At 35.3% G+C, this 25,517-nt stretch carries 22 protein-coding genes; 15 read left to right on the forward strand and 7 right to left on the reverse strand.

The window, feature by feature from the left end; all coding sequences use genetic code 11:
* The first annotated feature begins 171 nt into the window (after positions 1 to 171).
* From C7377_RS00270 to C7377_RS00285, 4 genes are read left to right on the forward strand one after another with little or no spacing between them, the layout of a single operon-like run.
* Positions 172 to 1,182 (forward strand): LacI family DNA-binding transcriptional regulator, encoded by a 1,011-nt coding sequence (locus tag C7377_RS00270; RefSeq protein ID WP_116495347.1) that lies wholly within the window; start codon positions 172 to 174, stop codon positions 1,180 to 1,182.
* Between the two features lie 16 nt (positions 1,183 to 1,198).
* The gene (locus C7377_RS00275; protein ID WP_116495348.1) at positions 1,199 to 2,746 is read left to right on the forward strand and encodes an MFS transporter; all 1,548 of its coding nucleotides are present in this window, start codon (positions 1,199 to 1,201) and stop codon (positions 2,744 to 2,746) included.
* 22 nt (positions 2,747 to 2,768) lie between these two features.
* Positions 2,769 to 5,099: an alpha-amylase family glycosyl hydrolase gene (locus tag C7377_RS00280; RefSeq protein ID WP_165806815.1), complete on the forward strand. Its 2,331-nt coding sequence runs from the start codon at positions 2,769 to 2,771 to the stop codon at positions 5,097 to 5,099.
* Positions 5,100 to 5,118: 19 nt separating this feature from the next.
* Entirely contained in the window at positions 5,119 to 6,516 is a 1,398-nt protein-coding gene (locus C7377_RS00285; RefSeq protein ID WP_116495350.1) for an alpha-amylase family glycosyl hydrolase, read from the forward strand.
* A 47-nt stretch (positions 6,517 to 6,563) separates the two neighbouring features.
* Here C7377_RS00285 and C7377_RS00290 read toward each other — a convergent pair whose 3' ends face one another.
* From C7377_RS00290 to aspS, 4 genes are read right to left on the reverse strand one after another with little or no spacing between them, the layout of a single operon-like run.
* A complete protein-coding gene (locus C7377_RS00290) occupies positions 6,564 to 7,277 on the reverse strand; it encodes a tRNA threonylcarbamoyladenosine dehydratase (protein ID WP_116495351.1) in 714 nt (237 codons plus the stop codon).
* On the reverse strand, positions 7,278 to 7,907 hold the full coding sequence (locus tag C7377_RS00295) for a TatD family hydrolase (protein WP_116495352.1): 630 nt from the start codon (positions 7,905 to 7,907) through the stop codon (positions 7,278 to 7,280).
* 27 nt (positions 7,908 to 7,934) lie between these two features.
* Entirely contained in the window at positions 7,935 to 8,816 is an 882-nt protein-coding gene (gene era / locus C7377_RS00300) for a GTPase Era (RefSeq protein ID WP_116495353.1), read from the reverse strand.
* 13 nt (positions 8,817 to 8,829) lie between these two features.
* Positions 8,830 to 10,581, reverse strand: a complete 1,752-nt coding sequence (gene aspS / locus C7377_RS00305) for an aspartate--tRNA ligase (RefSeq protein ID WP_116495354.1) — start codon at positions 10,579 to 10,581, stop codon at positions 8,830 to 8,832.
* A 777-nt stretch (positions 10,582 to 11,358) separates the two neighbouring features.
* On the opposite strand from aspS, the gene C7377_RS00310 reads away from it, so the two are divergent.
* Together C7377_RS00310 and C7377_RS00315 are read left to right on the forward strand one after the other, a co-directional pair.
* Positions 11,359 to 12,582, forward strand: a complete 1,224-nt coding sequence (locus C7377_RS00310; RefSeq protein ID WP_116495355.1) for an AAA family ATPase — start codon at positions 11,359 to 11,361, stop codon at positions 12,580 to 12,582.
* A complete protein-coding gene (locus C7377_RS00315) occupies positions 12,552 to 13,301 on the forward strand; it encodes a DUF4435 domain-containing protein (protein WP_165806816.1) in 750 nt (249 codons plus the stop codon). Before C7377_RS00310 ends, C7377_RS00315 begins: the two co-directional genes overlap by 31 nt.
* 312 nt (positions 13,302 to 13,613) lie before the next feature.
* On the opposite strand, the gene rlmD is transcribed toward C7377_RS00315, so the two are convergent.
* Positions 13,614 to 15,023 (reverse strand): 23S rRNA (uracil(1939)-C(5))-methyltransferase RlmD, encoded by a 1,410-nt coding sequence (gene rlmD, locus C7377_RS00320; protein WP_116495357.1) that lies wholly within the window; start codon positions 15,021 to 15,023, stop codon positions 13,614 to 13,616.
* A 136-nt stretch (positions 15,024 to 15,159) separates the two neighbouring features.
* Here rlmD and C7377_RS00325 point away from each other — a divergent pair, with 136 nt between their 5' ends.
* From C7377_RS00325 to C7377_RS00345, 5 genes are all read left to right on the forward strand, one after another.
* Positions 15,160 to 15,507 (forward strand): hypothetical protein, encoded by a 348-nt coding sequence (locus C7377_RS00325; RefSeq protein WP_116495358.1) that lies wholly within the window; start codon positions 15,160 to 15,162, stop codon positions 15,505 to 15,507.
* A gap of 118 nt (positions 15,508 to 15,625) precedes the next feature.
* Positions 15,626 to 18,010: a TonB-dependent receptor gene (locus tag C7377_RS00330; RefSeq protein ID WP_116495359.1), complete on the forward strand. Its 2,385-nt coding sequence runs from the start codon at positions 15,626 to 15,628 to the stop codon at positions 18,008 to 18,010.
* Between the two features lie 61 nt (positions 18,011 to 18,071).
* Complete coding sequence (locus C7377_RS00335) at positions 18,072 to 18,536, forward strand: DUF4625 domain-containing protein (RefSeq protein WP_116495360.1); 465 nt, start codon at positions 18,072 to 18,074, stop codon at positions 18,534 to 18,536.
* 18 nt (positions 18,537 to 18,554) lie between these two features.
* Positions 18,555 to 19,079 (forward strand): DUF4625 domain-containing protein, encoded by a 525-nt coding sequence (locus tag C7377_RS00340; RefSeq protein WP_116495361.1) that lies wholly within the window; start codon positions 18,555 to 18,557, stop codon positions 19,077 to 19,079.
* 317 nt (positions 19,080 to 19,396) lie between these two features.
* Positions 19,397 to 19,735, forward strand: coding sequence for a nucleotide pyrophosphohydrolase (locus C7377_RS00345; RefSeq protein ID WP_207778370.1), 339 nt, complete (start codon positions 19,397 to 19,399; stop codon positions 19,733 to 19,735).
* 83 nt (positions 19,736 to 19,818) lie between these two features.
* On the opposite strand, the gene C7377_RS09745 is transcribed toward C7377_RS00345, so the two are convergent.
* Together C7377_RS09745 and C7377_RS09750 are read right to left on the reverse strand one after the other, a co-directional pair.
* The gene (locus C7377_RS09745) at positions 19,819 to 21,288 is read right to left on the reverse strand and encodes an OmpA family protein (protein ID WP_116495362.1); all 1,470 of its coding nucleotides are present in this window, start codon (positions 21,286 to 21,288) and stop codon (positions 19,819 to 19,821) included.
* Between the two features lie 251 nt (positions 21,289 to 21,539).
* A complete protein-coding gene (locus C7377_RS09750) occupies positions 21,540 to 23,045 on the reverse strand; it encodes an OmpA family protein (protein ID WP_116495363.1) in 1,506 nt (501 codons plus the stop codon).
* Positions 23,046 to 23,270: 225 nt separating this feature from the next.
* Between C7377_RS09750 and C7377_RS00360 the strand changes: the two genes are divergently transcribed.
* The 4 genes from C7377_RS00360 to C7377_RS09650 are packed head-to-tail and all read left to right on the forward strand — an operon-like array spanning position 23,271 to position 25,507.
* On the forward strand, positions 23,271 to 23,648 hold the full coding sequence (locus tag C7377_RS00360) for a hypothetical protein (protein WP_116495364.1): 378 nt from the start codon (positions 23,271 to 23,273) through the stop codon (positions 23,646 to 23,648).
* A gap of 6 nt (positions 23,649 to 23,654) precedes the next feature.
* Entirely contained in the window at positions 23,655 to 24,233 is a 579-nt protein-coding gene (locus C7377_RS00365; protein WP_116495365.1) for a LemA family protein, read from the forward strand.
* A gap of 7 nt (positions 24,234 to 24,240) precedes the next feature.
* The gene (locus C7377_RS00370; protein WP_116495366.1) at positions 24,241 to 24,684 is read left to right on the forward strand and encodes a TPM domain-containing protein; all 444 of its coding nucleotides are present in this window, start codon (positions 24,241 to 24,243) and stop codon (positions 24,682 to 24,684) included.
* A gap of 1 nt (position 24,685) precedes the next feature.
* Positions 24,686 to 25,507: a TPM domain-containing protein gene (locus C7377_RS09650; RefSeq protein ID WP_116495367.1), complete on the forward strand. Its 822-nt coding sequence runs from the start codon at positions 24,686 to 24,688 to the stop codon at positions 25,505 to 25,507.
* Positions 25,508 to 25,517 lie beyond the last annotated feature (10 nt).

The following is a 25,517-nucleotide window of genomic DNA, read 5'->3' on the forward strand; positions in this document are numbered from 1 at the left end:
CATCTTATTTTGAGATAGCACATTACTCAAAAATACATTAAATTTCAATACCCTCAACGAAAACGTATGCAAAATATTAAATTTCTTCTGCGAACGATTGCATAATTATTCAATAATATTTTTACCTTTGCTAACAGACTCTTCCATATTTTACTCTAAATTTACTGCATCATGAAAAGAGCTGTTACTATAAAAGATATAGCAAAAAAGCTGAATATAGCACCTTCGACTGTCTCTAGAGCATTAAAAGATCACAAGAACATCAGTGATGCTACAAAGAGAAAAGTTAAAGAGCTGGCAGAGCAATTGAATTACCAGCCTAATTTCATGGCAACTAGCCTAAAAAATAACACATCTAACGTTATTGGTGTAGTGATTCCTGAGTTCATCCATTATTTCTTCTCCACTGTCCTCAGTGGTATTGAAGATATTGCCTACGATCAAGGATATAGAGTTATTTTTACTCAATCGTCAGAGAATTATGACAGAGAAGTCAAAAATATTCATACTCTTTTGGCCAATCGGGTTGATGGAATCTTGATGTCTATATCAAAAAATACTGATAATTTTGAACATATAAAATGCATAAAAGCCAATGGTGTGCCATTAGTTTTATTTGACAGAATCACTAAAGAGGTAGAGGCTGATTATATCGTCATCAATGACTTTTTTGCTGCTAAAAATGCGGTTAGTCACTTGATAAAAACTGGTTGTAAGGAAATTGCATTTTTTGGAACATTAAACAATCTCCTTATCACTCAAAACCGTAAAAACGGCTATAAAGATGCGCTACGGGAAGCTAGAATCCCTATAAAGAAGGAACTCATGTTCAATGCTGACAGCTACGAAGAGGCCTATAGCACTGTTTTCCAAATACTCAACAGCCAGACACCAATAGATGCAATTTTCACCGTAAATGATAGCTCAGCAATTGGAGCACTCACTGCATTAAAGGAATTTGGCAAACGAGTTCCAGAAGATGTGTCTATTATAGGATTTACAGACAGTATGATATCTAGAGTTTGTGAACCACCACTCACAACAATATCTCAAAATGGTTATAAAATTGGACAAGAAGCTACAAAGATATTATTGGAAAGAATAAAAAATAACGATGACTATATAGAATACAGTACTACAGTTTTGAAAACTGAATTATTATTAAGAGGTACTACAAAATAATTAATGGGTTAGAAATATGGAAACAAAGCAACTAAGGGAAAAACCTCATTTAAGTTTTTGGCAAATTTGGAATATGAGTTTCGGATTTCTTGGAATCCAAATGGGTTTTGCATTACAAAATGCCAATGTAAGCAGGATCTTCCAAACACTGGGTGCTAGGATTGAAGACATCCCTATACTTTGGGTAGCAGCACCGCTTACAGGATTGATAATACAACCTATTATTGGGTATCTAAGTGATAAAACTTGGCATCCTCGCTGGGGAAGACGTCGCCCCTATTTCTTAGTTGGTGCTATTCTTGCCTCGGCAGCTTTGTTTGTTATGCCAAACTCTCCAGTATTATGGTTTGCCGCAGGAATGCTTTGGATTATGGATGCTTCTATCAATGTATCGATGGAACCTTTTCGCGCATTTGTGGGCGACAAATTGCCAGACGAGCAGAGAACTAAGGGTTTTGCTATGCAAAGTTTCTTTATTGGAATTGGCGCCTATATTGCATCATATTTACCGCAATTTCTTACTTGGCTTGGAGTTGCTAATACAGCGCCTGAGGGTGTCGTTCCTGATTCTGTAAAATATTCATTCTATATAGGAGGAGCCGTTTTCCTCATTACTGTATTGTGGACTGTTTTAACTTCAAAGGAATATTCCCCTGAGGAGTTAGAGCAATTTATAGATGAACATAAAGAAGAGTTTCAAAAAGAAGAACATTCTAAAGAATGGTATTTAAAGAATGGCACAAAACACCTCACAACTGGAATTGTAGTTCTAGCAATAGGACTTATATCAAGCTATTTTATTTATTCCTATAACTTGAAAAAAGATTTATTCGTCCTTACATTAGGATTAATTTCCAGTGGTGCTGTTGTTATGATTATCTCAGGTTGGTTACAAAAACAATTAAAATACAAAAGTAGTTTTGTAACTATTGTTAATGATTTCCAAACCATGCCAAAAATTATGATTCAGCTTGCTTGGGTTCAGTTTTTCTCTTGGTTTGCACTTTTCTCTATGTGGATTTATATGACACCCGCCGTTACAGAACATATCTATGGAACTACAGACACTACCTCCGAAGCATATAATATTGGGGCGAATCAAGTAGGTGAAATGTTTGCCAACTATAACATCATCGCTGCAGCGGTTGCATTCCTATTGCCTGTGGTGGCAAGATGGACCAGCCGTAAATTCACACACTTCTTAGCACTTACTATTGGTGGTTTTGGTTTGATGTCTGTTTACTTTATAAATGAACCTTCCACTTTCATGATGGAATGGTTACCTATGATTGGTGTCGGCGTAGCTTGGGCAAGTATATTATCTATTCCATATGCAATGCTATCAGGTGCATTGCCGTCATCTAAAATGGGATATTATATGGGAGTATTTAACTTCTTTATCGTAATTCCTCAATTGGTAGCAGCATCGATTTTAGGATTTTTAGTTTCCCAATTCTTTAACAACGAACCCGTTTATGCATTACTCGTAGGCGGTTGTTCCATGATTCTGGGAGGTATTTTATCCTTATTTGTAAATGATAGCCTTTCAAAACAATCTAATTGATAAGATAAAAAATCTTCAAAACATGAATAAGATAGCCTATAGTTTTATACTAATTATTAGTTTTTTAAGTTGTAACAACGCAGAGAAAATCATCTATCCTTTAGAACCTGCAACAACAACCTTGCTTTCTCCTATCGTTTTAGATCTGGACAGCACTGTGCTATATCTTGAAGACTATGTCTATGATGCAACTAAAATTGACAGCATTAGCGGTTTCGACAATATTAGTTGGAACAAAGACGAAAAGAAATGCATTATCTATAGCTCTGACACCATCCCAATGCTATCAACACTAAAGCTACACATCGATGGACAGAAATATGATTTAGCTATAAAAAAATCACTAAAACAGAAAGTTTATTTAAAATACAATGCTAAAAGTCCCGATGACAAAGTACTTTTAAAGGGAGAAATGACATCTTGGGCAACTTTAGAACCTGCTAATATCGAGGGAAAAACAAACATTTTTTCATTCACCATACCTCCGGGTAATTATCAATATATTTATTTGGTCAATGATAAAGAAAAATTAGCTCCACAAGTAACAAAAGTGGATAATAATAACGGCGGTTACAACTCATTGCTAACAGTTGAAGGTTCAAAAACTAAACCTACATTGTCCACTTATTCTTTTACTGACGAGAAAGTCACTTTAAAGGTAGAAAATGTAGAAAATATTATAGTTTTTTGGGAAAATATAGAAGTTCCGAACAGCATGGTAAAAAGACACAACGACAAGGTTGAAATTGTAATCCCAGAAAGAGCATCAGAAAACCAACGCTCTTACATAAGAGTGTGGGGTTCAAATGATAACAGTTTTTCTAATGATATACTTATTCCGCTACAGGATGGAAAAGTGCTATCTGATGCAAAAGATATAAGTCGTAAAGACAAACATGCACAAACGCTTTACAGTTTAATGATTGACCGTTTTAATAATGGGAAAAAGGAGAATGACCATCCGCTAAACCGTAAAGATGTATTGCCTCAGGTTGATTATCAAGGAGGTGATATTGCAGGAATCACAAAGAAAATAAATGATGGATATTTTACCAATCTCGGAATAAATACGATTTGGATATCACCCATAACGCAAAACCCTGAGGATCCGTACGGACAATGGACGAATCCGATGACTAAATTCTCAGGTTATCATGGCTACTGGCCGATTTCTTCCTCTGAGGTAGATTATCGTTTTGGAACGTCTGAAGAATTAAAAACATTGCTGAAAACAGCACATGACAACAATATAAATATCCTATTAGACTATGTGGCTAATCACGTGCATGAAGAGCATCCATTTTATAAAGAGCATCCTAATTGGGTGACTCCGCTCTATCTGCCTGATGGCACAAAAAACACTGAACAATGGGATAACCATAGGCTCACAACTTGGTTTGATGATTTTATGCCAACATTAGACCTCCAAAACGACACAGTAATGGAGATGATGACCGACTCCGCATTATATTGGGTGGAAAATTATGATTTTGATGGTTTCAGGCATGATGCCACCAAACATATTCCTATCAAATTTTGGAGAACTTTGACCAAAAAGATACGACACAGTAATAATCCTACTGTTTATCAGATTGGAGAAACTTATGGCAGCCGTGAGCTCATTGCGAGTTATGTTAGCTCTGGCTTGTTAGATGCTCAGTTTGACTTCAATTTGTATGATAATGCAGTAGCTTGCTTCGCAAAACCAAGCGAAAACAGTTTTGAAAAATTAAAGAATGCTTTAAATGAAAGCTTTAACTATTTTGGACATCATCATTTAATGGGTAACATTTCAGGTAATCATGACCGTAGTCGTTTTATATCTTACGCATCTGGTGATGTCAAGTTTGATGAAGACGCAAAACTTGCAGGATGGACTCGCGATATCACTCTTACAGATACTACAGCTTATGCTAAATTAGTGCAACTTAATGCATTCAATTTAACAATACCTGGTGTTCCAGTCATTTATCAAGGTGATGAATACGGTGTTCCTGGCGGAAATGACCCTGATAATCGTCGCATGATGCAGTTCACTAATCTTGAAAAAAATGAAATCAAAACACGTGAGCAAATTGCAAGCATTGCTAAATTAAGACGCGAAAATCTTCCTCTTATTTATGGTGATTTTACATTCTTAAAAACAAAAAAAAATATTTTAGCGTATCTCCGCAACTATTTTGATGAAGGAACAATAGTTATTTTCAATAAATCAACTGAAGAAAAATCGATGACGCTAAAATTACCTCAAAATGTACATGTAGAGAAGAGTTTATTCAAAACACCTTTCACAATTAAGAATAATACTGTTTCTTTGACTCTACCTGCAAATAGTACTGAAATAATATATTAAAATATAAAATCAATACATTATGAAAAAATTAAAATTAGTATGGCTTTTAGCACTCTCTGCTTTATTCTTATTTTCAGCATGTAAGAAAAAGCAAGAAGCTGTAATTCAAACTGATACTGGTGCTGATGAAAACTACATAGCAACACGTTCAACCAATCATGTTGATTGGGCAAAGGATGCGGTAATCTATGAAGTAAATGTAAGGCAATACACCAAAGAAGGTACTTTTAAGGCTTTCGAAGAGCATTTACCTCGCTTAAAAGAATTAGGTGTTGATATTTTATGGTTAATGCCTATAAGTCCTATTTCTGAAAAAAACAGAAAAGGCGAAATGGGAAGCTATTATTCTGTACAAGATTATAAAAAAGTAAATCCGGAATTTGGAACAGAAGAAGATTTTAAGGCTATTATTGAAAAAGCTCATGAGTTAGGCATGCACGTTATTTTGGACTGGGTTGCCAATCACACGGGCTGGGATAATCCATGGATTACGGAAAATCCTGAATGGTACACGAAAGATGAAAATGGAAAAATCATTCCTCCCAATCCAGACTGGACAGATGTTGCAGACTTAAATTACTATAACGTAGAAATGCGAGCTGCCATGATTGATGCACTCGAATATTGGGTTAAAGAGTTTAATGTAGATGGTTATCGTTGTGATGTAGCGGGAGAAGTCCCTGTGGATTTCTGGAATGACGCACGTAAAGCTTTAGATGAAATAAAACCTGTATTTATGCTTGCCGAAGCTTGGGAGCCACAATTATCTGAAGATGCTTTTGATATGGTATATGGATGGGAAAGCCATCATATTATGAACGAAGTTGCTAAAGGAAATAAGACGGCTGTAGCATTGCATGACATTATCGTAAAAGATGCTAATCGTTATCATGAGGATACTTACATTATGCAATTCATCACCAATCATGATGAGAATTCATGGAATGGGACTGAATTTGAACGCATGGGTGATGCCGTTAAAACATTTGCGACATTAACTTTCACTATGCCAGGTATGCCACTCATTTACAGTGGACAAGAAGCCGGCTTAGATAAAAGATTAGCCTTTTTTAAAAAAGATGAGATTTCATGGGAAGATATGAAACTTACTGATTTTTATAAAAAACTTACTGCATTGAAGCATGATAATGAAGCTCTTTGGAATGGTAATTCTGGAGGGAAATATATGGCTATTTCAGATTCACCCAAAGATGTATTAGCTTTTTCAAGAGAAAAAAACAACAACAAAGTTGTTTGCCTCTTTAACTTTTCTGACGAAGAGCAAACTTACAATGGTAATGATTTTAAACTAAATGGAATTTATACTGAGTATTTTTCTGATGAGAAGTTGAACTTCAAAGAGAATAGTAGTATCTTATTGAAACCTTGGGAATATAAAGTTTTTATCAAGAAATAAAAATCTAAGATTTAGGTTTGAAAAGGAGGACGAAAAGTCTTCCTTTTTTATTTCAGCAAATCTCTGATTACTGTTTCTGCCATGTGCAGACCAAACAAAGACGGCATATAACTTATCGTTCCATAAAACGATTTTTTGTAGCCAGAACCATCAGTCATTTCTAAGCTCTCAGCATTTGGCAACTCATTAGAAAAAACAACCTTTACTCCTTTTCGAATTCCAAAAAACTTCAACCTTTTTCTGATAGTTCTTGCCATCATACAGTTATAGCTTTTGCTGATATCTGTGACTTGTACTGAGCTCGCTAACATTTTTCCGCCTGCTCCCATACTACTGATTATGGGAATCTCTCTCGCTTTTGCTTCAGCAATAATATGCAATTTTGGCGTAATGCTGTCAATACAATCTACCACATAGTCAAATCCTTCAGAAAGTAATGATTCAACACGGTCTGGCTCAATAAATTCTTCGATTTCTGTCAATATCAACTTCGGATTGATATTTTTCAACTTTTGAGCTACGATGCTCACTTTGGATTTTCCAACAGTATTATGCAATGCTGGCAATTGCCGATTTATATTGCTAGTGTCTATAACATCTCCATCTACAATAATCATCTTACCAACTCCTGCGCGGACAATAAACTCAGTTGCAGCTGCACCAACTCCACCTAAACCAACAACCAAAACATTTGCACTTTGTAATTTTCTAATCCCTTCCTCCTTAACCAGAAGCTCTGTACGGACTAACCAATCTGTCATCTAAAAAATATCTTTGTAATTACTTTGAATCTGTTTTTGCAAATCTGCTAATTCGCAACCTAAAATTGTCTTTGCTTGTTCATAAATCTTTTGAATGGAGCATTCCATATCGTCTGTTTCGAGGAACAACTTTGAATGGTCTAATTGTAGAAATTCTTTTTCAAAACTTTCACGAAAAAGTGCCTTTCCTACAGACATATAGATGTTTTTTTCTTGCAGTTGTTTTCCAAGTGTTGCATTTTTTCCAAAGTCGTGCAGAACCATAGAAACATTTGTGTGTTTTTGGTACCTCAACAATTCATCATAGGCTATTACGCAATGAATTATTAGAGGTTTTTGTAAGTTCTCTGCTAATTGGATGTGATTTTCAAAAATTTCTTTTTGAACTTTTAGAGGGGTTTCACTATTTTTATCAAAACCACACTCCCCGATAGCTAAACATTGTTCAGAACTCGCTTTCTCTTTAACTTTTTCCATCTGTTTAGTCCATTCATCCTGAATATACCACGGATGAATACCCACAGAAAATGGCTCGTTTAGAACTTCATCTTCTGGAAATAAACTTCGTAGCTGAAAAATATTTGGGGTGTTAGACTTATTGTGCGTATGTATGTCAATAAAACGATGCATTGTATAAATTAGCTTAGTGATATCGTTCTATTGCTTGTATCCAAAGTTCTTGAGATGCCTGTCATTTTTACGCCAATCTTTAAGCACTTTTACAAACAGCTCTAAAAATACTTTTTTACCAAAAAACGCTTCAATATCCTTACGTGCATTAGTGCCAACGCGCTTTATAGCTGAACCTCCTTTTCCTATAATAATCGGCTTTTGAGATTCACGCTCTACGTGAATTACTGCTCTTATGTTGATGATTTTTTCAGTATCATGAAATTCTTCGACCAAAACTTCAACAGCATAAGGAATCTCTTTATCGAACTCCTCTAAAATCTTTTCGCGAATGATTTCTGTTACGAAAAAGCGTGCTGGTAAGTCTGTCAATTCATCTTTTGGGAAATAAGGAGGTCCTTCAGGCAGTAATTCTACGATTCTATCCATCAATCCTTCAACGTTAAACTTATGCAATGCTGAGGTAAAGAAAATTTCTGCTTGAGGAATCATCTTTTTCCACTGCTCTTGCAATTCCACAACTTTATCTTGTGAGCTTAAATCTATCTTATTGATAATCAACAAGACTGGAGCACTTTGTTTAGCTATCTTGTCTATAAAGTCCCTGTTTTTCCCTACTTTCTCAACAACATCTGTAACTAAAACGACCACATCAGCATCTTGCAAAGCAGACTCTGAAAAATTGCGCATAGATTCTTGCAATTTATAATTCGGTTGGATTACCCCTGGAGTATCAGAAAAAATAATTTGATAATCGTCTGTATTCACAATACCTTTTATACGATGACGTGTTGTCTGCGACTTCGAAGTTATAATAGAAATACGTTCTCCCACAAGTAAGTTCATGAGTGTTGATTTCCCAACATTCGGATTACCCAATATATTTACAAAACCTGCTTTGTGTGCCATTTTTAGGGTATTTTTATTTTTTCTCTACTTGCTTCAAATACAAATCATCCAATTGCTCTTTTGCTACTGGCGATGGTGAATCAATCATTACATCACGTCCCATATTATTTTTAGGGAAGGCAATTACATCGCGGATAGACTCCAAGCCAAGGAACATAGAAACCAAGCGGTCAAATCCGTAAGCAATACCGCCATGAGGAGGAGCACCATATTGAAAAGCATCCATTAAGAAGCCAAACTGCTCCTGAGCTTCTTCATCAGTAAAGCCTAATAATTGGAACATTTTCTTCTGTAACTCTTGGTCGTGAATACGCACAGAACCGCCACCAACTTCTACACCATTTATTACCAAGTCATAAGCATTCGCACGAACTTTTTCAGGCTCTGTCTCAATCATCGCTAAATCTTCTTCTTTCGGCGATGTAAATGGATGGTGCATAGCATGATAACGTTCTGTTTCTTCATCCCATTCTAAAAGAGGAAAATCTACCACCCAAAGTGGCTGAAACGCCGTTTTATCTCTCAATCCCAGTCTATTACCCATTTCTAAACGCAGTGTAGAAAGTTGAGTTTGTGTCTTCTCTCTTTTACCGGAAAGGAGTAATAATAAGTCTCCTTTCGCTGCACCACAAGCCTCAGCCCACTTTTGCAACTCCTCGGCATTGTAGAACTTATCTACTGAAGATTTAAAACTGCCATCTTCATTATATTTTACATAAACCAATCCTTGTGCTCCCACTTGCGGACGCTTCACAAAGTCTGTTAATTGGTCTAACTGCTTACGACTGTAATTTGCACAGCCTTTTGCACAGATAGCACCTACGTACGCTGCACTATCGAATATCTTAAATGCTCCTATTTGTACCAAAGAAGTAATATCATTCAATTCCATTCCAAAACGAATGTCTGGCTTATCACTCCCATAGCGTTCCATCGCCTCTGCATAAGGCATACGTGGAAAGTCAGGCAATTCCACATCTTGTATTACTTTAAATAGATGCTTGGTCATTCCCTCAAAAGTATTCAACACATCTTCTTGCTCAACGAATGCCATTTCGCAGTCTATCTGTGTAAACTCAGGTTGGCGGTCAGCACGTAAATCCTCATCACGGAAACACTTTACGATTTGAAAATAACGGTCGAATCCTGAAACCATCAGCAATTGTTTGAACACCTGTGGCGACTGTGGCAAGGCATAAAACTCACCTGGATTCATACGAGAAGGCACGATAAAGTCACGAGCTCCTTCCGGTGTCGATTTTATCAACATCGGAGTCTCTACGTCGATAAATCCTTGCTCGTCCAAATACTTGCGCACTTCAATATTTACCTTATGTCGCAATATCATATTTCGTTGCAAAGGCTTACGACGCAAGTCCAAATAACGATATTTCATACGCAATTCATCACCCCCGTCTGTTTCATCTTCAATCGTAAATGGTGGTGTTTTCGCAATATTCAAAATCTTAAATTGAGAAACTGCAATTTCAATATCACCGGTTGCAAGCTTGTCATTTTTGCTCGTTCTCTCCTCAACTTTACCAACCACCTGTACCACAAACTCACGGCCCAATTTACGCGCTCTACTACACAAAGTAGCGTCTGTCTCCATATTAAAAGCCAATTGCGTGAGACCATAGCGGTCACGAAGGTCGACAAATGTCATTCCTCCCATATTTCTTACACGTTGCACCCAGCCCGAGAGGGTCACTTCTTTACCGACATCCGAGATACGTAATTCTCCACAAGTATGTGTTCTGTACATAATTTTTTTGTTCTATGATATTATTCCTATGTTACTTTTCTCTGCTCATTGCAAGCGAATTTACAAAAATACAGTTTTTATGTTTTGTTTCCACTAACTCACTCGAATTCTTTTCTTTTGTAGCGATACGTCATCTCAATTTTTACAACGAAGTCCCGCTTTCCGTTCCTATCTTTTTTCCTCACGCACCAATTACCGCTACCCTTAAAAAAGGATAACCACTACAATCGGGGCTAATTATTTCTAGTTTATCTGTATTTATTTTGTCACTCTGAACTCCGTGAAGAGTCTCACGTGATTATTATCAAGTAGAAATAGAACAACAACGTGAGTTTCTTCATTGCATTCAGAAAGACAAAAAATTGTTAACGTACTAAAAGTTAGAGAAGCATCTCTTTGTCAGTCCGTATTCCCTCATAGAGAGGAGAAGAAAAATTTACTGCATTTTTTTCTTTCTATTCATTTTGGCTTGAGCCAAAACGAACCAAAAACTCAAGACTGTGAAAACATACGCTAAAACGAAGCAACGTAACCTAAAAACAGAAAAACTCGCTACACTCAAACAGTTTCTGTTTTTTTACGGCTACAACACTTCGTTTCTTAACGCGATGCTCTCAATGTCTCTCATGTAACGTTATAATAGCTATTAATTAAGGTGTCATTATCGTGCTATTTTGGCAGGATGAACAGGAATACTCAAAAAAGAAGAAGTTTTATTAACTATGATTTATATAAACGAGTTCCCACAAGAACAAAAAGTAAAATCATCAAAAAACTATGAATAAAGATATAATTTTAGAATTAATTGATAAGAAAATAAATCATCTAAGCTACATTGAAGAAAAGATAAAAGATTTCAATAATATAGATGAAAAAATATCCGAATATTTGAAAGAATTAGTCTTTTCTAAAAATTATCTGAAAGATGTATGTAATGAATTAAACAACAATATCATTCCTAATGATTTTTACAGCAAAATACACACTAGTGTTGAGATGATAAATACAAAAGAATTGTTCACTGCATTAAACATGCCTCATTTTCAAATAAACACAGATAGCTTGAAGAGTTATTGCCAAAACTATCCTTTAAATTCATTTAGTTCATTCGTCACCTATAAATTTTATAAAGATTTAGGATTTTTGACAGATAATATTGTTGTTGTTGGTGCAAATGGCTCAGGAAAATCAACTTTAGCAGACAACTTAAAAACTATAATTGACGGAAAATATGGTGTAGTTATTCCTGCCCAAAAATTATTAATTATTCCAACCTTTGAGAATATCCCAAATTATAATAGCTCAAGTAGAGAATATGATGAATATCAGAAAAATTACACCGATGGGAAAACGACCTATAACGCATCGCAAACAAATGATATTCCATATACAGATACACAAAAATACGGATCCGAATATAAATATGTATTAAAAACATTAATGGCTGAAAGATCTCATATTAGAAATATTTTTTGCACAAACTACTCTAATGATGTAAATGTAAATAAAACAGACTTACACAGTAAATTAGATACAGCTATTGAAATTTGGAATTCATTAATTGAGCATAGAGTAATGTATATTAATGAAAGTAATGAATTGAATATCAAAGATCCTTCAAAACAAGAAGAGTATCCTGCATATCGAATGAGTGATGGAGAAAAAAATATCCTTTATTTAATAGGAAGAGTTTTATTAGCAAAAGAGGACTCAGTAATTATAATTGATGAACCCGAAATGTACCTTCATAAATCAATTGTAAATAAACTTTGGGATAAACTAGAATTATTAAGACAAGACTGTATATTTATATATTTAACGCACGATTTAGATTTTGCATCATCAAGAAAAGCTAATAAATACTGGATTAGAGATTTTAAATATCCTATGATTTGGGATATAAACGCTATCCCTGAAAATGAAATTCCTGAAAATCTTCTAATGAAGCTTTTAGAAAGTAGAAAAAAATATTGTTCTGTGAGGGTAAAAATAACAGCTTAGATGTACAAATATTTGAAATATTATTCCCCAATTTTACAATAAATCCTCTATCAAGTTGTAAAGATGTAATCAATTATGTTCGTTCATTCAATAAAATTCCTAATAAGAACATAGAAGCTATTGGATTTATTGATAGAGATTTTAGGACTCCAGAGCAACTTGATAAACTAAAAACAGAAAACATATATTCTTATCAAGTTGCCGAAATTGAGAACCTATTTTTAATAAAAGATTTTATCAAAGAATATGCTTCGTATAAAAATGAAAACATTAATTTATATGATGTAGAAAATAAGGTATTAAAACTCCTTGAAAAAAATAAGATACAACAAAGCTCTTATTTTGTATCCTCACTTATAAATTATAAGTTTTCTGAGTCACACGTAAAAAAAGGTAATAATTTAGACAGCATAAAGGCTAATTTAAATAAGTTCACCAGCGACTTAAACATAGATAACATCTATAATGAGCGAATAAAATTACTCGAACAAATCATTCTTGATAAAGAATATGAAAAAGCTATAATGCATTACAACAATAAAGGATTGCTATGTGTTATTGAAGATTTAATTTCACTAAAACCCAATACATACAGAACTAAAGCTTTAGAATTTTTAAAGAATAATAATAATGCTCAGGATATATTGAGAGCAGCTTTACCTAATATTTTAAATCCTGTAACCAACACTGTGCATAAACAGAAGCGGTTTAACCACTAAAACGAAAAGTTCGTGAGTAGAAATCTGTAACTACTCATGCTCGCCATTGACGCTAATCTCATACGGTATGAAAAATACTCGAAAAGAGAGACTCTTCCTGCCGTCAGAGTGACAAAAAACAAGGATAAATAAATACAGACAACGCACGCAAAATAGCCCCGATTGTAGTGGTTATCCTTTTTGTAGGTTGGGAATTGGTGCGAAAGCGAAAAAAGATAGGAACGGAAAGCGGGACTTTGATTGATAAAATGGGTAAACCTACCGCTACAAAAGAAAAAATACATTTAACTTTATACAAAATATCAAAACCAACTACTTCAACTCCATTAATACTACATTTTCTATATGGTGCGTATGCGGAAACATATCTACCGCTTGGGATTTTACGACTTTATAGTTTTCCTGCATCATGTATAAATCACGTGCTTGTGTGGCTGAATTACAACTCACATACACAATGCGTTTCGGCAAAATACGCAACAACGTATCAACCACATCAGGGTGCATGCCTGCACGTGGCGGGTCGGTAATTACCACATCGGGCTGTCCGTGCTCTGCAATAAATTCATCGGTAAAAATATCTTTCATATCTCCGGCATAAAACAGCGTATTGTCAATGCCGTTTTGCTCGGAATTTAACTTTGCATCTTCGATAGCTTCTGGAACATACTCCACACCAACCACTTGCTGTGCTTGTCTCGCCACGAAATTGGCAATCGTTCCTGTTCCCGTGTATAGGTCATAGACATTTTCCTTGCTTGTAAGTCCTGCAAAATCACGTGTTACTTTATACAATTCGTAGGCTTGCTCGGAGTTCGTTTGGTAAAATGATTTGGGTCCAATACGAAATCGTAAGCCTTCCATTTCTTCTTCTATATACGCCCTCCCTTTGTAGCAAATAACTTCTTGGTCAGTTATCGTATCATTCTTCTTTTCATTTATCACATAATTCAATGAAGTAATTTCAGGGAATTTCTCTGCCAGAAAGTTCATCAATCCTTCACGAGATTCTTTATCTTCATAAAAAAACACTACAATAACCATTATTTCCCCCGTTGAAGCAGTTCGAATTGTCAAGGTTCGCAAAAATCCTTCATGCTTTCTCAAATGAAAGAAGCTCAATCCATTTTCAAAGGCATAGTCTCGTATGGAATTTCTTATAGCATTCGATGGGTCGGGTTGCAGATAGCATTTCTCAACATCTACTACTTTATCAAAAAAACGAGGAACATGAAACCCAAGTGCAGGGCGTTCCTTAAATTCAATATCGCTCGCTACCTCCTCTTTTGTCAACCAACGATCGGCGGAAAACGTAAACTCCAATTTATTTCTGTAATATTCTTGTTTTGCTGAACCTTTTATGGGCAAAACTTGCTCAATTTCCACCTTGCCAATACGTTGCAAATTATCCAAAACCTCTTGCTCCTTTGCCTCCAGCTGTTTTTCGTACGGAAGATGTTGCCATTTGCAACCGCCACACACACCAAAATGCTCGCAAAAAGGTTCTACTCTATCTTCAGAATATTTATGAAACGCCAACGGAAAAGCTTCATAATAATTTTTCCGCTTCTTAGAAACCTGTACATCTACAACATCTCCGGGTACTACGTTGGGCACAAACACAACTTTTTCATTATAGTAGCCCATAGCCTTACCTTCAGCCGCGTACTTGACAATCTCTAACTCTTCAATCTTAGGATTTCTGCTTTTCTTTCTCCCCATATACTCTATTTTGACTGCAAAGATAGTATCAATATATTTAACCAAGAGCGTCTTTATTTTTTCGTTAAAAAATCAAAACAAGATATTTTTATAAATTTATACTATTACTTTTGTTGTTGGTAAAAAGTGAAGAAGATTGATAAAAAGAAAGTATCATAGTACGATAGCAAGTTTACTGTTGGGTTGTATGCTCATCATGAGTGTACCTTTCCATAATTTTCTGCATCAACACATTCACGCTCACAAAGGTTCAATCACTGACGTATCCAAGCAGAAACAACTAGTAAATGTTGATAATTCAATAGACTTTCACAATTGTATTGCCTGTACTATTCATCAAGTTGCGCATTCATTTTTTGTAAAAGGACAAGATTTTTATCTTTTTACATTGTCCGCCGTTTCATCATTCATTGAGAAAGATGTAGTAACGGTTTGTCATTTTTTGCTACAATCACCAGGCAGAGCACCTCCTATTATTTCATAATTGCAATTCCACAATTTTAATTAAACTGATACGACTGTAGCAGAGTATTATGTACTTAATGTGTCGATTGGTTTCTATATTATTATTTTTTATCTAATCATTTAATAATTACTCAAATATGAGAACAATTTTAATTTGTTTCTCCTTATTATGTTGTTTGAATTTTACGTATGCAAAGAAAACACATAGTATCTCGGGAACAGTAAAAAGTCGCTATAAGGAAGCTATACCAGGCGTTTCAATATATATAACTAAATTACAAAAAGGGACAGCTACTGATAAATATGGGAAATTCAATTTAGATAATATTCCAAATGGCGAACATCTACTAGAGATTTCATTTATTGGCTATAAAACGCTGATTAAGAAGATTACTATTAATCATACTGACTTAGATGTATCGATACTTATGGATGAAGAAATTGAGAAGCTTGATGAGGTGGTCGTATCTGGCGATGCTGAAAGGAGCACCAAGTTAAAATCAGCCATTACTGTTGAAGTTGTCAATTCTGAATTTATAGATAAAAACAGAGGTGGCAGTTTAATGCAATCATTAAACAAAATAGGCGGAATCAGCAGTATTGAAATAGGATCAGGACAATCAAAGCCCGTAATCCGTGGCTTAGGTTTTAATCGGGTTTTAGTAGCTGAAAAAGGTTTGAAGCATGAAGGACAACAATGGGGAGCTGACCATGGTTTAGAAATAGACCAGTTTGATGTGCAAAATATCGAAGTATTAAAAGGTCCTAGTTCTTTGGGCTTTGGCTCTGATGCTATGGGAGGGGTTATTCACATAAAACGTAATTATTTCCCGGCAAAAAACAGCCTACACGGTGAAGCAAGCACCTCTTATATGACGAACAACCATTCACTTTCAGGCTCTGTTCAATTTGAAAAACGCACGAACCATTTTCTTGTGGGAGCTCGGGCAACAGGTATTAAATATGGAGACTATCGTGTCCCAACGGATCACGTAAATGTCTATGATTTTGTAGTTCCTCTTCATAAGAATCACTTGCGAAATACAGCAGGACAGGAATACAATTTCCATTTTCATACCGGCTATTTAGGAGAAAATTTCCACAGTGTATTTTACATAAGCAATTACAATGCTAAATCAGGATTTTTTGCCAATGCACATGGTTTGGAACCTCGAAAGGTAGATAATGAGGCTTATGATGCATCAAATTCTGATATCGACAAACCTTTACAAGAAGTCAATCATTTAAAGGTAACCAATGAAACCACCCTAAAATTAGGTGAGCATGAGTTACAACTTCTTTTAGGATATCAAAAAAATATTCGTAAGGAAAAGGGAGACTACGTAAATCATGGTTATATGCCTCCACAATATCCGAAAGAACTAGATATTCCATCAGATTTAGAGCGAAAATTTGACAAAGATTTTTATGCCATAAAATTATCAGATAAGTTTAAAGCAAAACATCATCAATTGGAATTCGGCTTGGATGCCAATCTGCAAAAAAACAATATCGGAGGATGGGGATTTATCATTCCTAATTTCACTCAATATAATATAGGTGCTTTTGCATTAGACAGTTATACTTTAAATAAAAATCTAAAACTGAAAGCAGGTCTTCGTTATGATTATGGACATATAGACATTGAAGAATATACGGATTGGTTTACTTCTCCAACAGAAGGAAATAACAGGGGAAATCTTACCCGAGTAGAATCTTTGAAAAAAGGTTATCATAATGTATCAGGCTCAGTAGGCTTAGTTTACACTAAAGATGCATGGACACTAAAAACGAATGTAGGAAACAGCTTTAGAATGCCAATCGCTAAAGAATTAGCAGCTAATGGTGTAAACTATCACTACTTCAGATACGAGCGAGGTAATCGTGATTTGTCGCCTGAGCGTTCTTTCCAATGGGATGTTACTGCAGAATGGGAAAATAATATTTGGTTGATTGAGTTTAGCCCTTTTGCCAATTATTTTCCTAATTACATTTATCTAAACCCGACCTCTGAATTTGATAATTTATATGGTGCAGGAAATCAAATTTTTAATTACACTCAGAGCAAAGTATTTCGCTACGGAGGAGAATTACATTTACATAAAACGTTGTTTGATCATTTAGATCTCACTTCCATTTCGGAATATGTAAAGTCTCGCCAGTTGAGTGGAGAAAAAAAAGACTACGGCTTACCGTTTTCTCCTCCTTTCAGCACCAACTTATCAGCCAAATATAATTTCAATTCTTTCAATTGTTTTAAAAAAAGTTATTTCAGTGTTGATTTTAGATATACTGCAAAACAAACAGACATTGTTCCACCGGAAAAAGTAACGGATAGTTACCAACTCATAAACTTAGGCATGGGAACAAACTTAAGATTTGGCAGATACAAAGCACAAGTAAACCTGCAAGTAAAAAATCTATTTGATACCAAATATTATAATCATACAAACTTTTACCGCTTGATTGATTTGCCCGAACAAGGTCGAAACTTTTTAGCGTCGGTAAAATTTACATTTTAGGACATTAAGGCAATAATTATCAAACAAAACAATTAAATAACATTTTAAAAAATTCAACATTATGAAAAATTTATTGAAATTCTTATTCGTGTTTTTAGCATTAAGTCTTGCTATCACTTCATGTGATGACGATGACGACGATAATAGAAACCCTGAAATTACAAACCTTGAACTTGGCAGTGGACATGATGGAGATAGTCGCAATAACGCAACGGCATATCCCGGTAGAGATATTCATGTAGCAGCTGATGTTTTTGCAAAGAACAAAATAGAAAAAGTTGTAATCACTATCCATGAGGAAGAACACCACCATGCCGGAACTAAAGCGGAAGGAACAGAAGAATGGGAAACAACTGTAGAATACAAAGATTATGAAGGACAGCTCAATGCAAAATTTCACAAACATATAGACATTCCTAAAAATGCAGAGCCGGGAGATTATCACTTCCATTTCAAAGTTGTTGATAAACAAGGCTTAACAACAGAAGTTAATAGAGAATTAAAAGTATTAGCCAAAAAGAAATAAAAATTAATTTTACAAAAAATGAAGAATATATTTTATATACTATTGCTCATCTCGTCAGCTTTATTAGCAATAAGCTGTAGTGATGATGACAATGACACAATAGATAAATCAGCCCCAACTATCGATATTAGCGGTAGCGACTTTCAAAACTGTACTGTAGTTACCAAAGGTATTCCTTTTACCTTTACGGCAAAGATTTCCGATAATGAGGCTTTGGGCAGTTATAATTTTAACATTCACCACAATTTCGACTTGCATACACACTCTACTGAAGCAGAAGTTGTAGAATGCGAAACCGGTGAAAAGAAAGAAGCAACAAATCCTTTTAAATTGGTAAAAGCATTTACTATTCCTGATAGTCCAAAAACATTCACAATAAAGGAAACATTTACAATCCCAGAAGAGTATGAAGCCGGCAATTACCACTTTATGATTACTGTGGTTGACAAAGCAGGTTGGTCTAAAGTAAAAGGATTAAGCTTCAAGGTCGTGGACAAGGAAGAAGAAAAAAAGAGGAACAAAGTTCGGAAAAGGTTGAAATAGCTAAGATTCACATTATGATGCATGAAGGACATCTACACGGAGCTAATTTCCATGCCAATCCTCAGGTAGAAGGTAGTCCATTAAAGAAAAGGCAAGACATGATATTGGTATAAGATGACGATGCTTGGAAACAGGAAGTTTCTGAACTCAAAGGAGAAGTTGGAGAAAATAAACCTTTTGTTTTAGCTAAAGGGATAAACCTTGAAAAGGAATTGACTAATGAGAATATTGGATGTAAAAAATGAAATGTGTTTGGTTTTAAAAAGGACCGTTACAGTTTTCTGTAGCGGTTTCTTTTTTTTGTATTTTAGTAAAAAATGACTGATATGAGCATACAAAAATTACAACAGCAAGTAGATGAATGGATAAAGCAACATGGAGTACGCTACTTTAGCGAGTTAACAAATATGGCTATTCTTAGCGAAGAAGTTGGCGAAGTAGCACGGATTATGGCTCGGAGATACGGTGAACAATCGGAAAAAGAAAGTGATAAAAACAAAGACTTGGGAGAAGAATTAGCAGATGTTTTATTTGTCGTTCTTTGCCTTGCTAACCAAACAAATACTGATTTGGAAACTGCTTTTTCAAGGAAAATGGAAATCCGCACTAAACGAGACCATGACAGGCATCAAAGGAATGAAAAGTTGCAGGAGTAAAAAATTAAGCTCAATCAAGTATAAAAAAAGAAAAGCTGCCTTTGCAGACAGCTTTCCAAATTGATATAATATTTATTATTTGATTATTCTACAACAATCTCAGTACGTCTATTTTGCGCTCTACCTTCTGCTGTATCATTAGTAGCAATCGGTTGTGTTTCACCATAACCTATACTACGAATTTTTGAAGCATCAATTCCTTTTTTAACCAAGTAATCTCTTACAGAAGCTGCGCGTCTTTCAGATAATTTTTGATTATAAGCATCGTTACCTTTACTGTCAGTATGACCTTTTACTATAATCTTGAAATCTTGATCTGAATGAGGCTTAATTAATTCAACTACTTTATCTAAAACAATAAATGATTCTGTTTTCAGTGTTGCTTTATCAAAGTTAAAATAAATTTGTTTTGCAAACTCATTTAATTGATCCTGTACTGGACAACCTTGAGTTTTAGCGGGTCCTGCCTCGTTAGGACATTTATCTAAATAGTCAGCAATACCGTCTCCATCAGTATCAATTGGACAACCATCCTTGTCAACTTCCACACCTACAGGTGTATTCGGACATTTATCTTGTAAGTTCAACACACCATCTTTATCATCATCAGAGTCAGGACAACCTTGTAATTCTTTCAAACCTGCCACTTTAGGACATTTGTCTTCGCTATCTATAATTCCATCACCATCTATATCAGGGCAACCATTAATTGTTCCTGGTTCTTTAGGACATTTATCCATATAATCAGGTACCCCATCACCATCAGTGTCAATTGGGCAACCATCTTCATCTACAGCAACACCTATTGGGGTGTTAGGACATTTATCTTTTCTATCAGCAACTCCATCACCGTCAGAGTCTTGTTTAGCACCTAAATTATAAGTGAAACCCACTGAGTATTGTAAAAATCTATCATCACTCTTATCAGCACCTTCCCAACCGGGAGCAGAACTAACATCCACGCCATCATAAACATCCGTTGTAGGATTGATAACATTAGCTTCTAAAACCATATTTAGACGCTCACCTAAGCGAATATTAAAACCACCTCCATAGTTCAACGCTAAGTTTGAATACTCTTTACTTTGACCATAAATACGTTGATGATCTACATCCATATAAGTCATTCCAACACCACCATTGATAAACGGTCCAACTATAGCATCTTCACTAAAGAACCATCCATTATTAAATTTTAACTTCAAGTTTAATGATGCATTCCAAAGATTTCCATCAAAGCCCCAGCTTCTTGGTGAATTTAATAAATCGGCATATCCACCATTACCTACACCATAAGTACCATTTTCATCAGTATAATCTACCTCTGCATAACCAAAACGAGCATTTAGATCAAATGTTGGAGATAAATAATAACCCACATTTAACATCACACCGGGATCAAAATCATCAAAATCAAAGAAACCGTTACCGAGATCGCCTCGATACTCAGTTTGAGTCATATGCAAACCAATGTTCCATTTGCTGTCTGCTGTTTGTGCAAACCCAATTGCAAAAAGTGCCATAAAGGCAACTGTTAAACTAATTCTTTTCATATTTTTCAATTTTTTAAGATACGTGAAATGTATTACAAATAATGTGCTAAACTAATTAGACAAACCAATTTTATCACATTAGGTTCAGCTTCCTTCTTATTATATCCTTTTTTAGCTCTAACCACCTTAGTTTAGAAAGAGAGTTTCTGTTTGGTAAAATATTAAAAATGTATCTCCCTGTACAAAACACAATAAAAAAATAAGGGGTTTCTTGTCGAAAACCCCTTATCTCTTCTCTTAAAGAACTATTGTTATTTCAATCTAATTCTTACTTCTGCACGTCTGTTATTAGCTCTACCTTCAGAAGTTTCGTTAGTATCAACTGGAGAATTTTCACCATAACCTACGGTTTTAATTCTATTTTCATCAATACCTTTCTTCACTAAGTACTTCTTCACTGCTTCAGCACGTCTTTCTGAAATTCTTTGATTGATAGGATCTGTACCAATCCAGTCTGTATGACCTGCAACATTAGCTGTAAGAGTTGTGTCTTCCATCATCTTAGTAGCAACTTCATTTAATGTTTCGATATCTACTCTTCTAATATTCCACTTGTTAAAATCAAAGTGTACAACTCTGTCATAATATACTGGTGTGTCGTCTACCTTTGGACATCCGTTATTCTCTTTAACACCTGCTTCGTTAGGACATTTGTCTAAATAATCAGGAATTCCGTCGCCGTCAGTATCTACTGGACATCCTTTGCTGTCAACTTTAACTCCTTTTGGAGTGTCAGGACATTCATCTTTCATATCAGGCACACCGTCACCGTCAGTATCTGGACAACCATTGAATTGAGCTAATCCTGCTACATCTGGACAATCATCATCCTTATCTGCTACACCGTCACCATCTCTATCTGGGCAACCATCAACAGTTCCTGGTTGGTTAGGACACTTATCTAAGTAATCAGGTACACCGTCACCATCGGTATCGATAGGACAACCATCTTCGTCAACTGCTACACCTGCTGGTGTGTTTGGACATTTATCATTTCTATCTGACACACCGTCGCCGTCTGCATCCTTTTTCTTACCTAAATTATATGTTACTCCTAATGAATATTGCATGAATAGATCATCACTTGCTCCTGCATCTCCTCCTTTATCATTCATATCAGCAGTCCATCCTGGTGCAGTATGAGGATCAATACCATCATAAACATCAGTCATAGGATTGTAAATACCTGCCTCCAAAACCATATTCCAACGTTCTGTAATGCGGAAATTAAAACCACCACCATAATAAAATGCTAAATTTGAATAGTTTTTAGAATTACGCCAAGTATTTCTAAATGATTCTGAATGTATTCTAGTAACACCTACACCACCTATAACAAACGGACCTACAACTGCATCCTCCTTGATTAACCAACCATTATTAAACTTGAACTTTAAGTTGGCAGTAGCTGTCCACATATCTCCATTGAATCTCCAATCTCCATAAGGTGCTCCTAGGTAATCTGCATACCCACCGTTTCCTTTACCATAGGTACCATCTACATCTCTATAGTCGAGATGGAAATAAGTAACTTTACCAGTTACATCAAAAGATGGAGATAAATAACGACCTACAGAAAGCCCTACACCTTGGTCTTCCCAAATCTCATCGAAATCAAAGAATCCATTTCCTAAGTCACCTTGATATGCATTTAAATTAAAATGCAAACCAACATTCCACCTATTGTCCTCTGTCTGGGCAAATGACATTGTAAATAATGTCAAAAAGGCAATTGCCAATAAACTAAATTTTTTCATCTGTCAGTATATTTATATAAGTTTTTAATTATTCGGTTAATAACAAAACAACGCAAAAACTGTGCCAATTTTCACAATCAGCTATAATTTAGTAAAAAACTTAAACTCTGTGTAAATTTTTGTAATTCTATTTACTTTTGTAATCTATTCATTATTTTCACAGGATATTTGAAATAATGAATTATATTTGAAGTAATAATACTATTATATCAATAAACACACATTATGCGATTACATTATATCTTTTTTTTGATTAGCTTCTTATTATTTTCTTGTTCATCGAAAGTAGAAGTCCAGATATCTTCGAGCGAGATTGATAGTATTTTATCCAAAGATGATAATAACGAGCTTCCCGTATTTAAAGATAGTTTGGCTAGTAGTTATGTGAAAGAATATCATAAATTCGTGAAAGATTATTTGACTGCATTAAAAAATATAGACCAAAAAGCAATAAAACAACTTCAGGAACAAAGTGCAGAACTCACAGAAAAAGCAAAATTAGTGTCTAAGAAATTTGAAACTGATGCTGAATTAAGTCGATATCAAGAATGGATGTCCAGACAACAAAGAAATATAAGATTATTGAATACTCCTAAAAAATAAATACTCATGAAATTATTAAGAAACTTACTCCTTATCGTATTAATCATTCCTTTCTTTAGTAGTTGTGGATATAACACTATGGTAAATAAGGAAGAAACTGTAGAATCACAATGGGCAAATGTTCAAGATGCTTATCAGCGTCGTGCCGATCTTATTCCAAACTTAGTAAATACCGTAAAAGGATATGCTGAGCATGAACAAGAAACATTTAAAGAAGTCATTGAAGCTCGTTCTAAGGCAACCTCAACGACTATAGATGCAGGAAATCTAGATGCTGACAAACTGGCACAGTTCCAACAGGCACAACAAGGTTTATCTGGAGCACTTTCTAAGCTAATGGTAGTGGTCGAGAAATACCCTGATTTGAAAGCGAATACCAACTTTCTAGCATTACAAGATCAACTTGAAGGAACAGAAAACAGAATATCCACAGAGCGACGCCGTTTCAATGAAGCTGCAAAAGAATATAATCAATATACACGTAACTTCCCTCAGAACATTGTTGCTATGATTTTTGGCTTTGATAAAAAACCATATTTCGAAGCTCAAGCAGGTTCTGACAGAGCACCTGAAGTAGAATTTTAGTCAGTAGATGGAGGAAAATACAGCAAAAAATTTCTTCTCTTTAGAAGAACAAAAAAAGATTGTGGACGCAATCAAAAAAGTAGAACTTAGAACTTCTAGCGAATTGCGGTTTCATATTGACACTCACACAGAATTAACGGCACTAGATCGTGCAGCCTATCTTTTTAAAAAGATGAAAATGCACAAGACAAAAGCACGTAATGGAGTCTTACTTTATATGTCGGTGCAAAATAAACTATTTGCTATTATTGGTGATGCAGGTATACACCAATATGTAAAGGATGAGTTTTGGAATGAACGCACTGAGGAAGTTCTAGCTGACTTCAAAGTCTCTAATTTTTGCCAAGGTGTGGTTAGCTGTATTTTGAAGGTCGGCGATGCTCTCCAAAAACATTTTCCTTACCAAGAAAATGACGTAAATGAACTACCTGACGAAATTACCTTTGAATAATATGCCAAGAAAAATATTCACTATATTACTGTGTTGCCTCTGGCTGGTTTCCTTTGCCCAAGAAGGAATTCCTGAAAAACCAAAGGTGGAGCGTTTGGTCAATGACCTAGCAGGCATACTGACCGAACAAGAAGAACAGCAATTGGAACAAAAACTGGTAAAATATGCACAAGAAAGTTCTACACAAGTTGCTGTTGTAACAGTGAAAAGTCTTAACGGATACGAAAGAGCAGATTTTGCCACCCGATTAGCTCACAAATGGGGTATTGGTAGTTCTAAGAATGACAATGGCATCCTGCTTCTAGTAAAACCAAAATATCGAGATAGTAAAGGGCAAATACAAATTGCTGTAGGCTACGGACTTGAAGGAGCAGCAACCGATCTGGCTTCAGGACAAATTAGAGACAATATTATTATTCCTCATTTTAAAAACAACGATTATTTTAGTGGCATTGATAAGGGAACCGATGCACTTATCGCTCTAACGAAAGGCGAATATAATGAGTCTGCGTATCCCGCTAATGAACACAGTGATTTTCCAATATTCCTTCTCCCTATACTCTTTATTCTCTTTGTCATCATCTTATCTACTCTCAGAAGAAAAGCTTCAAAACAATACCAAATGAGTAAAACAGGAGGCAGTATTCCTTCTTGGATGCTCATTGAAATGCTTACACGAAGAAGCGGTAAAGGTGATTTTGATGACTTCAACTCGGGAAGTGGCGGGTTCGGTGGTTTCGGCGGAGGATTTGGCAGTGGCGGTGGTTTCGGCGGTTTTGGTGGCGGAGGCTTCGGTGGCGGAGGTGCTGGTGGAAGCTGGTAGTAAACAACAA

The sequence above is a fragment of the Balneicella halophila genome (genome assembly GCF_003096835.1).
Classification (GTDB): domain Bacteria; phylum Bacteroidota; class Bacteroidia; order Bacteroidales; family Balneicellaceae; genus Balneicella; species Balneicella halophila.

Coding starts and splice junctions, on each gene's coding strand:
- era (WP_116495353.1), bottom strand. CDS start 8,816: ATGGCACACAAAGCAGGTTTTGTAAATATATTGGGTAATCCGAATGTT.
- C7377_RS00360 (WP_116495364.1), top strand. CDS start 23,271: ATGCGATTACATTATATCTTTTTTTTGATTAGCTTCTTATTATTTTCT.
- C7377_RS00330 (WP_116495359.1), top strand. CDS start 15,626: ATGAGAACAATTTTAATTTGTTTCTCCTTATTATGTTGTTTGAATTTT.
- C7377_RS00270 (WP_116495347.1), top strand. CDS start 172: ATGAAAAGAGCTGTTACTATAAAAGATATAGCAAAAAAGCTGAATATA.
- rlmD (WP_116495357.1), bottom strand. CDS start 15,023: ATGGGGAGAAAGAAAAGCAGAAATCCTAAGATTGAAGAGTTAGAGATT.
- C7377_RS09650 (WP_116495367.1), top strand. CDS start 24,686: ATGCCAAGAAAAATATTCACTATATTACTGTGTTGCCTCTGGCTGGTT.
- C7377_RS00310 (WP_116495355.1), top strand. CDS start 11,359: ATGAATAAAGATATAATTTTAGAATTAATTGATAAGAAAATAAATCAT.
- C7377_RS00340 (WP_116495361.1), top strand. CDS start 18,555: ATGAAGAATATATTTTATATACTATTGCTCATCTCGTCAGCTTTATTA.
- C7377_RS00290 (WP_116495351.1), bottom strand. CDS start 7,277: ATGACAGATTGGTTAGTCCGTACAGAGCTTCTGGTTAAGGAGGAAGGG.
- C7377_RS00295 (WP_116495352.1), bottom strand. CDS start 7,907: ATGCATCGTTTTATTGACATACATACGCACAATAAGTCTAACACCCCA.
- C7377_RS00345 (WP_207778370.1), top strand. CDS start 19,397: ATGACTGATATGAGCATACAAAAATTACAACAGCAAGTAGATGAATGG.
- C7377_RS00335 (WP_116495360.1), top strand. CDS start 18,072: ATGAAAAATTTATTGAAATTCTTATTCGTGTTTTTAGCATTAAGTCTT.
- C7377_RS00280 (WP_165806815.1), top strand. CDS start 2,769: ATGAATAAGATAGCCTATAGTTTTATACTAATTATTAGTTTTTTAAGT.
- C7377_RS09745 (WP_116495362.1), bottom strand. CDS start 21,288: ATGAAAAGAATTAGTTTAACAGTTGCCTTTATGGCACTTTTTGCAATT.
- C7377_RS09750 (WP_116495363.1), bottom strand. CDS start 23,045: ATGAAAAAATTTAGTTTATTGGCAATTGCCTTTTTGACATTATTTACA.
- aspS (WP_116495354.1), bottom strand. CDS start 10,581: ATGTACAGAACACATACTTGTGGAGAATTACGTATCTCGGATGTCGGT.
- C7377_RS00370 (WP_116495366.1), top strand. CDS start 24,241: ATGGAGGAAAATACAGCAAAAAATTTCTTCTCTTTAGAAGAACAAAAA.
- C7377_RS00365 (WP_116495365.1), top strand. CDS start 23,655: ATGAAATTATTAAGAAACTTACTCCTTATCGTATTAATCATTCCTTTC.
- C7377_RS00275 (WP_116495348.1), top strand. CDS start 1,199: ATGGAAACAAAGCAACTAAGGGAAAAACCTCATTTAAGTTTTTGGCAA.
- C7377_RS00285 (WP_116495350.1), top strand. CDS start 5,119: ATGAAAAAATTAAAATTAGTATGGCTTTTAGCACTCTCTGCTTTATTC.